This window comes from Chitinivibrionales bacterium, assembly GCA_014728215.1.
Lineage (GTDB): Bacteria > Fibrobacterota > Chitinivibrionia > Chitinivibrionales > WJKA01 > WJKA01.
Window position 1 is genome coordinate 1 of record WJLZ01000204.1, and the last position, 8,232, is coordinate 8,232.

The following is an 8,232-nucleotide window of genomic DNA, read 5'->3' on the forward strand; positions in this document are numbered from 1 at the left end:
AATAACATCCGCAAATCCGGGAAGATAGCGTTGGATATCATGTGCCAGATTGGTGCGCTGCAAGGTGGGCTCGCTTAAATCAGCCAGATGATACAGGATCTCCCGCTCCGGTAACTGATTGATAAGTCGTGACTTACCACATCGCCTTCTGCCATAGACAATCATCAAAGCCGCCTCCTGGCCAGCTCGGGCACGGTTGATTCTGCTCAACTCTGCATTTCGATTCAAAAACGGTAATTTCATATAAGGTAATATACACACAATAATTATGTTTGTCACTTATTATGTTTGTCGAAAGCCATCCTTAAATACTTTCAGGGTTCAAAGGTGCCCTGTTTTATGGCGTAGATCATACCGGTCTCCCAATCAAGTGGTTTAATAGGGGTCAAGGGCTGTTCATTTCGAGCCTTCTCCCGATCGGAAAGAAGCTCTTCCCGGTGGTTGGCAGCCCATTCAACAACCAGTCCAAGTACACGCGGAGGAAGGCGCCCTTCCATTATGTAACAATTCAAGAGAAGATTTTTTTCAGTCCAGCTTTCCATGGATACACTGTGATACTACCGGAAGAAAGAGCTTTCTTGTTCTGTGATAGAACCATAAATTTTGAACCCGGTATTGCATTTGAAAGGGTGACTTGACTATTGAAATCGTTCAGGTTATTTACTTCCCCGGATTTTATTTCGATACAAAGATGATCTTGAGGAGATTTTTTTACAATCAGATCCAATTCTACACCGTCTTTGGTTTTTAAATAGTAAAGCTTATAGTCTTTCTCTGTGTAGTGGTTCAACCTGAATATTTCAGAAATAATAAAGCTTTCAAACAGGCGACCATATTCATAGGTCGATTTTCGGCTTATTTCAGAAAATTGCCCCTGAAGTGCACGGACAATGCCGGTATCATGAAAGTAGAATTTTGAGCTGGAAATTTGTTGCTTTCTAACCGATGAATGCCAGGGAAGAAGATGAAATCCAAACAGAGTATCTTCCAGAATCGTGTAGTATTTTTCTACAGATTTATCACTGACGCCTGTACTTCTTCCTATTTTCGAATAATTTAAAATCTCTCCATTTGCTTGAGCAGCTATCTCTAAAAAGGTGTAAAATGGGTCGATTTGTCTGACAAGCTGCTCTATGAGTATCTCTTCTCTCAGATAAGTATAAACATACGCTTTTAAAAATCTGGTTTTATCTGTCTGAGAATCTATTTGTTCATTGTACAAAGCCGGCAAAGTCCCCCATGCCAGTGCTTTCTCAAGAGAAAAGTCTTTTCCTAATTCGATATGAGTCAATGGGAACAGGTTTTGTACAAATGCCCTTCCCGCCAGCAGATTACCCCCACCCCGCTTGATTTTTCTTGCAGATGAACCGGTGAGTGCGAATTTCAATTTTTCGTTTTCAATTAAATAGTGCACAACATCGAGCAAAGCAGGAATTTTTTGAATTTCATCAATGATAACAAACTGTGGAAGATTATTGTCATTTTTAAGGGCAGTAATCTCATGTTTTAAAATATCAGGATTTTTACGGTATTTCAAGTCCTCTTCAGCGAGAAGAAGGTCAATCCAAAAAACATTTGAATCTTTGAATGAATGCTTGAGCAGAGTAGATTTGCCGGTACCCCTCATTCCAAACAGGAAAAAGCTGTAGTTTTTGCTAAGATGCAGTTGTCTTTCATACATAAATTAATTATAATTAATAGGACCACCGGAGTCAACATATAGTTCGAATATATCGGGTAAATCCGAACCGTGGTTGTCCCTGGCTGTAACCGCCCCGATACATCAGGATTTGATTGTTCCATCTCCTATTATTTAGATAGATTCCTTGAAATAGCAGGATTTTGAGGCGTTTATTTCCTTATGAATTGTTTCTATGATTTATGCACAATAATAAAAAATATAGCACATGCCGTATATGGAGCGTCAGAAGAATAATCGCATTCAACTCTTTCGATCTCTCGATCTATTGGTTTTAACTAAAACAGGACAGTTCCGGAAGGTGGCTTTCGCCCCCTTATACCCCGGCTGAAAAGGCAAAAGACATAATAGTTTGGTTGCTTTGCAACCGTATTCTACACCTTTAAGAATGTTAATGACAAAATGCGATTACGTATTCACCCCAATATTTTCTGTTCATTCTTTCAACCCCTCAAGGGGTGGTACGTATACTGTAAATCGCCCTACCTGGAAAACCAGGCACAAAAAAACTATACTGAAACTTCCTTAATACTTTTACATTCATTTTTGTTAAAGCAATAAGGCAAGTCCGTCCCCTATTTGAGTATTTGAGTCATTCCAGGGCAGGATTGATACCGCTTGAAGACTGGTTGCTTCAAGAGTTGTAACCAATGGTCAGTTCTGTTTCTGAAATGGAATCACCCATAAACTTTACTATAAAAGTTGCAATTAACTTTTATATAAGTTATATTTAACCTATGATATTACAACCTTGGCTTGTAAATAATCGATGGGAGCAGGATGATCCTAAGCTTGATCAACTGCGCAGTGCACGAGTTCAGCTTCCTCACACGGCTCGATTAGCTAATACTATCGATCTGGATCCCCCGGGAATTCTGATTGTACGAGGGCCACGACAGACGGGCAAGTCCACTTTTCTTCGGCAATTTGCAGCAAAATCCCTTGCTCAAGGCGCCCAACCAGACAAGCTCGCCATTTTTGATGCTGAGAGAAGTGATTCCTGGCAGGATCTTCTCTTCGAACTTGAATCTTTTCTCAAGCCACGTTTGAACGGTACCATAGTGCTTGTCGATGAGGTTACCTCGGTTAGGCAATGGTGGAAAGCACTCAAAATTCTTGCTGACGATGGTCTTGCGAGAAATGCACTTTTTGTTTGTACGGGATCCAACGCCATGGATCTGGCCAAGGGAGCGGATCTACTTCCCGGAAGGCGAGGAAAAAGGCATCCTGTAGATTATGAGCTTCTTCCTGTGCGATACTATGATGTTGCTCGTGAATTGAAATTAGATGAATTTCTGCTCACGGGTGGTATGCCGTGGGCTATTGGAGAATATCTTGAGCACGGCTATATACCATCATTCGTATATGCCCTCTATAGCGCTTGGATAGAAGGTGCATTTATCCGAAGTGGTCACACACGATCGGACATTTCTCCTTTACTACATTATTTGGCTAAGAGGACGGGATCACCTACAAGCGTTATATCAATGGCTCGCGACTGCGGTATCGGATCAAATTCCACAGCTGAGGCGCTGCTCACGGTTTTAGAAAGCAATTACATAACCCTTGCATCACATTGGAGTGAGCCCGGTTCTTCCGTCAGCGCTCCCCGAAAGAATAGGAAGTTCTTTCCTGCGGATCCATTCATCTTTCATTTATTTAATGATTTCGGCAAAGGGTGGGATCAGACCTGGCAGCTAAGTTCACAAGCTCTTGCTGATCCAGTCATTAAAAGTGCTCTTGTTGAAGCACTTGTTGCATCAGAACTTCGGCATTTCAATACAATGACACCGCTAAGGTATTTCCTTGGAAAAAAAGAAATCGATTTTATTGGCAATGAGTTTATAGAGGTAAAATATCAGCGAACAGTCAGCATTCAGGAGTTCTTTTGGGTTAAGAAGATTATTCCCCCAAAAGCCGTTTTCACTGTGATTACGCAGCAGACTCGAAGCCGAGATGAGAATATTCGCCTCATTCCTTTAGAAGACTGGCTACTGGAGAAAGGATAGAGAGAATGGGGGCTGGTCTCAGGTCTCAGGTTACTGGATTCTGGACAAGCGCTCGTTCTCATTGTGAGCAAGCACCTCCCCTTTGCGCACTAAACGCGAAACAGCTCCATTAGTGATCCTAAAAAACTCCCCTATTGCAACCATAGTCATACCAAGGTCTCGATAGGCCCGATAGCATACATGTGATCGAGCATTGACATTTTGTTTTCCTGAGCATCGTCCCGGTTTTATTATTGAAGAGTTTTCAATATCAAATTGCTCAGCAGCCTGGTTCACAAGTTCGTTTATGGTAATGCTGGAGAAAAGGGGGAGATAGTTTAATCAATGGTCAGCTCCGTCCCTCAAACACCTCATAGTGTTGTAAAGGGGGTATGCATAGTCTTATTTATTAAAACAGGACAGTTCCGGAAGGTGGCTTTCGCCCCCTTATACCCCGGCTGAAAATGAGACTACGTATTCACCCCAATATTTTCTGTTCATTCTTATAACCCTTCAAGGGGTGGTACGTATACTGTAAATCGCCCTACCTGGGAAAGCCAGGCACAAAAAAACTATACTGAAACTTCTTTAATACTTTTGCATTCATTTTTGTTAAAGCAATAAAGCAAGTCCGTCCCCTAATATTATTTTCTTTTTCTTTCCCTTTTTTCCAAATATCGAGCAATCGCTTCTTTGGTGGTTAGCCAGTTTCGGCCTTCTTTATGCCCCTCCAGTTTTCCTTGCCGCAATAATAAATTTAAATATTTCGGAGAAAATTTTGTTTCTTTCGCAGCATCGCTTAGGAGCATAAACGTTTCTCTTGTTTTTGTTATTGGTGTCAGAACTTTTATATAAATCTCAAGAGAACGCATTACGGCAAGCGAAATAAAAACTACAAGTTCTTTAAAATTACCTTTATCAGCTTGTTCTAATACTCGATAGTATTTTTTTCTGTCATTTTTCAGAATTATCACTAGTGGATAACCTGCCTGCATGAGTATTACATTCATCATTAACCGGGCAGTTCTCCCATTTCCATCAAAGAACGGATGAATTTTTACTAAGGAATGGTGAAACAATGCAGCCAGCTCTATTGGATGTGTACTACCAGTCTCTTTTGCAAACCATCTGACAAGTAATCGCATTTCTTTCAATACGTCAAGAGCATCCGGCGATACATGCTCTGTTCCCGCTATATAAACATTACTATTGCGATACTTTCCAGCCCATTCTTTGTCAGTGTCATGCATAACCAGCTGGTGAACAGTCCTGATTAGCCCTTCAGAAACAGAATGCCTTTTTGTACCAGAAACAAGATCATACAAAAACTCAAGTGCTTCTTTGTGATTCTTTGCTTCAAGATGATCTTTGAAAGGCTTCCCTTTTATGGTAAAGCCCTCATTTACAACAAGTGCTGTTTCTTTTAAAGTTAAACTATTACCTTCAATCGCATTAGAATTATACGCCATTTCGATTTTAAACTGTTCTCTTATTTGAGCAACCGCAACTTTAGGTAAAGGACGTAAATTATTTAGTGTATTAAATTTTTGTGCTAAATTATTCAGCAGTAAAGAATCTATATATTTGGTTTTCATAGCATTTTTCTTAATATGGCATAGGCTTAAAAATACATGTATACCATATCAATATAATTTCCTGAATCCATGAAGCAGATTTAAATTATTTGGAAAATTACTGATAATCGATTTTAAGCATTTATTGAGCTTATTGTATGAGGAGTGTTATTGCAACTAATGCAACCCCGTTTCGTGTTATTCCACGCGCCATGACGTGATAGATTGATCCTGGTGATTCAAATCGTTGCATGCGGGGCATTGAGGATCTCCTCTGGTATTTATAATGGTAAGTTTCTAAGTGGATACAATCATGTTAAAGCAATAAAGCAAGTCCGTTGCCGTATATTTTAGGATTGTTTAAATGTGGAATCTGAACGACATTTTAGAGTTAAAGCATAAGCATCAATATGTTTATTAAATAAAATTTGACAACGGATTATGTGGTGATGTGCACCTGCCCTGTTATGTTGTTCGGAGCTGTGACCTAATTCGTGCATATCGTAATACGGTCATGACCATATTACGATTGGTCTAAATTTGGTTGCACAAGCCTGTGTGTGTGTTTATATTTAATAAATGAATAGAATATACGAAAACTACCTTAAAAAACATTTTTGCGATGAACAGCAAATGATTCTGCTTTCCGGTCCGCGTCAGGTCGGTAAGACGACATCATCACGTGACGCTCTCCCAGGCTCAAAATACCTTAATTGGGATGTACCTGAAGACAGGACCAGTATTCTTAAGGGACCAAAACATCTGTATGAAACCCTTGGTTTAAATGTGCTTTCGGAAAAAAAAGCATGTATCGTGTTTGATGAAATCCACAAGTTCCCGAAATGGAAAAATTTTCTTAAAGGTTTTTACGACTTATATGGAAAGAAATTATCTATATGTGTTACCGGCAGCGCCCGATTAAGTGCTTACCGGTATGGAGGAGACAGCCTGATGGGAAGATATTTCCCTTTACGTATGCATCCATTATCGGTGCGGGAAGTAGTATTTCCTGAATTACCAGACACAGTGATCGTCAACCCGGTTACAATCCCTGATACAACATATAATAATTTATTTGAATTTGGCGGTTTTCCTGATCCCTATATTAAATCAAACAAACGATTTTATAACCGCTGGCGCAGGCTTCGTCTGGAATTGCTGTTTAAAGAAGATTTGCGTGATTTGACCCACATATCCGATGCCGCACGGGTGCGCACTCTGGCGGATATGCTTACCGATCGCGCCGGTAGTCAGATCAACTATTCGCATCTGGCACATGACTTACAGGTAAGTGTCGATACTGTTAGACGATGGATTGATACACTTGAAGAAATGTACTACTGCTTTCGTATCAGACCGTATTCAAAAAAAATAGCCCGATCACTTCTTCGTGAGCCGAAAATTTACTTGTGGGATTGGTCTTTGGTCAAAGATCCCGGTGCACGGTTTGAAAATTTTGCAGCTTCTCATCTTTTAAAATATGTTCATTATCTCACCGATACAGGGTTTGGTTCCTTCGAACTTCATTACCTGCGGGATAAACAGAAACGTGAAGTAGATTTTGCTGTCATTCGCGATGACATCCCCTGGTTTGTTGCCGAAGCTAAAATATCCAGACAATCAATTTCCCCGTCATTGCATTACTTTAAAGAAATACTTCAATGCCCAAACGCATTCCAAATTACTAAAAACATACCTTATGTCAATAAAGACTGTTTTAAGGAAACAGGACCTGTTATTGTACCAGACAAAACTTTTTTTAGCCAGTTAGTGTAAGGGTGCGTAACCAAGTGTATTTCAAGGCATGAATTATCGGATGGTACATTTTCAATCAGCAGCTTGGCTTGACCGGTAATTCGATTGCCTGACCGAATCCTAAAATCTTACTAATCATCAGTTTCTCGAAAAATGTCTAATCCATTAATACCACGTGCCATGACGTGATAGATTGATCCTGGTGATTCAAATCGTTGCATGCGAGGCATAAGTTTCTCCTGTGATGTTGGATTTACTGGTCTGTCTGTAATGATATAGAGGTGTTAAAGCAATAAAGCAAGTCGGTCACCTGGTATTAGAACGATATTTGAATGCCAGAGTTTTGACTTGAGTTTCAGGATAACATATTTTAAAATTGTAATAATGGAATAGTAATATAATGACAGAAATTTTAGTTAGAATAAAAAGAGCAATCCTCCTGGGTAATTTTCGTTTTTCCAGAAAAGCCTGGGATGAGATGAAAATTGACCATATTACAGAGCTTGATGTACTTGAATCTATAAGCAATGCTGTTGCAATTTATAAAAGGATTCGATCTACAAGCGTATTCAAGAAAAGTATTAAGGAATATTTATATATAATTCAAAGTCCGAATATGCATGGTCTGCCGATTTATACAAAGGGGAAGCTGGTCAAGGAGCAAGGTCAGGACGTATTCTATTTTATAATTTCTTCAAAGAAATCAAGTTAAAGCAGGCAAGGTGAAATGATCAACAAAATTTCTTCGTGTCCAACATGCGGCAGCAATAAAATTAAAAAAATAAAACGGGATTATTCTGATGAATATAACGGGAAAAACTATATAATACCTGATTTAGAATTTGAAGAATGTCCCGACTGTGGTGAGCAATTATTTGACCGTGAAGCTTTACGCAAAATGGAAAAATTTTCACCGGCATTTAAACATAAAAAAGCAGCATAATTTTTATTTTCACTTTTCTAAGACCGATTATCCAGCCGTCCTCTTGAGAGCAATGCGCTCAGCGTAATTCCATAGTTTTCACATACCTCATTTGCTAATGCATCAAGAGCCTTATATCAATCCTGAAACACGTACCCTTTCGATTATAGGTACGATTATAATACCGGGGCACAAGTACTATCAGGTTGTCGCATGATAATTGTCAAATTAAGATCAAATGGTCGTAGAAGATGGTGATAATGATTACCCATCACAGCCCACGCATAACAGAGA

The 8,232-nt window shown here is 39.5% G+C and carries 8 protein-coding genes; 4 read left to right on the forward strand and 4 right to left on the reverse strand.

Annotated features, from left to right (window positions below; translation table 11 throughout):
• The 3 genes from GF401_18720 to GF401_18730 form a co-directional block, all read right to left on the reverse strand.
• A partial coding sequence (locus tag GF401_18720; GenBank protein ID MBD3347093.1) for an ATP-binding protein occupies positions 1-243 on the reverse strand: 243 nt, incomplete at its 3' end.
• Between the two features lie 71 nt (positions 244-314).
• Positions 315-497: a hypothetical protein gene (locus GF401_18725; protein MBD3347094.1), complete on the reverse strand. Its 183-nt coding sequence runs from the start codon at positions 495-497 to the stop codon at positions 315-317.
• 11 nt (positions 498-508) lie between these two features.
• Positions 509-1,681, reverse strand: coding sequence for an AAA family ATPase (locus tag GF401_18730; GenBank protein ID MBD3347095.1), 1,173 nt, complete (start codon positions 1,679-1,681; stop codon positions 509-511).
• Positions 1,682-2,436: 755 nt separating this feature from the next.
• Here GF401_18730 and GF401_18735 point away from each other — a divergent pair.
• Positions 2,437-3,708, forward strand: a complete 1,272-nt coding sequence (locus GF401_18735; GenBank protein MBD3347096.1) for an AAA family ATPase — start codon at positions 2,437-2,439, stop codon at positions 3,706-3,708.
• Positions 3,709-4,331: 623 nt separating this feature from the next.
• Here GF401_18735 and GF401_18740 read toward each other — a convergent pair.
• The gene (locus GF401_18740; protein MBD3347097.1) at positions 4,332-5,282 is read right to left on the reverse strand and encodes a Fic family protein; all 951 of its coding nucleotides are present in this window, start codon (positions 5,280-5,282) and stop codon (positions 4,332-4,334) included.
• A 558-nt stretch (positions 5,283-5,840) separates the two neighbouring features.
• Between GF401_18740 and GF401_18745 the strand changes: the two genes are divergently transcribed.
• The 3 genes from GF401_18745 to GF401_18755 all read left to right on the forward strand — a co-directional run bounded on the left by GF401_18745 (position 5,841) and on the right by GF401_18755 (position 7,959).
• Positions 5,841-7,037 (forward strand): AAA family ATPase, encoded by a 1,197-nt coding sequence (locus GF401_18745; protein MBD3347098.1) that lies wholly within the window; start codon positions 5,841-5,843, stop codon positions 7,035-7,037.
• Positions 7,038-7,416: 379 nt separating this feature from the next.
• Entirely contained in the window at positions 7,417-7,728 is a 312-nt protein-coding gene (locus GF401_18750; GenBank protein ID MBD3347099.1) for a hypothetical protein, read from the forward strand.
• A 15-nt stretch (positions 7,729-7,743) separates the two neighbouring features.
• Positions 7,744-7,959 (forward strand): YgiT-type zinc finger protein, encoded by a 216-nt coding sequence (locus GF401_18755; protein ID MBD3347100.1) that lies wholly within the window; start codon positions 7,744-7,746, stop codon positions 7,957-7,959.
• Positions 7,960-8,232: the final 273 nt, after the last annotated feature.

Excerpts from the sequence above, each read along its gene's own strand:
- GF401_18730 (MBD3347095.1), bottom strand. The coding sequence starts at position 1,681 with ATGTATGAAAGACAACTGCATCTTAGCAAAAACTACAGCTTTTTCCTG.
- GF401_18745 (MBD3347098.1), top strand. The coding sequence starts at position 5,841 with ATGAATAGAATATACGAAAACTACCTTAAAAAACATTTTTGCGATGAA.
- GF401_18740 (MBD3347097.1), bottom strand. The coding sequence starts at position 5,282 with ATGAAAACCAAATATATAGATTCTTTACTGCTGAATAATTTAGCACAA.
- GF401_18735 (MBD3347096.1), top strand. The coding sequence starts at position 2,437 with ATGATATTACAACCTTGGCTTGTAAATAATCGATGGGAGCAGGATGAT.
- GF401_18750 (MBD3347099.1), top strand. The coding sequence starts at position 7,417 with ATGACAGAAATTTTAGTTAGAATAAAAAGAGCAATCCTCCTGGGTAAT.
- GF401_18725 (MBD3347094.1), bottom strand. The coding sequence starts at position 497 with ATGGAAGGGCGCCTTCCTCCGCGTGTACTTGGACTGGTTGTTGAATGG.
- GF401_18755 (MBD3347100.1), top strand. The coding sequence starts at position 7,744 with ATGATCAACAAAATTTCTTCGTGTCCAACATGCGGCAGCAATAAAATT.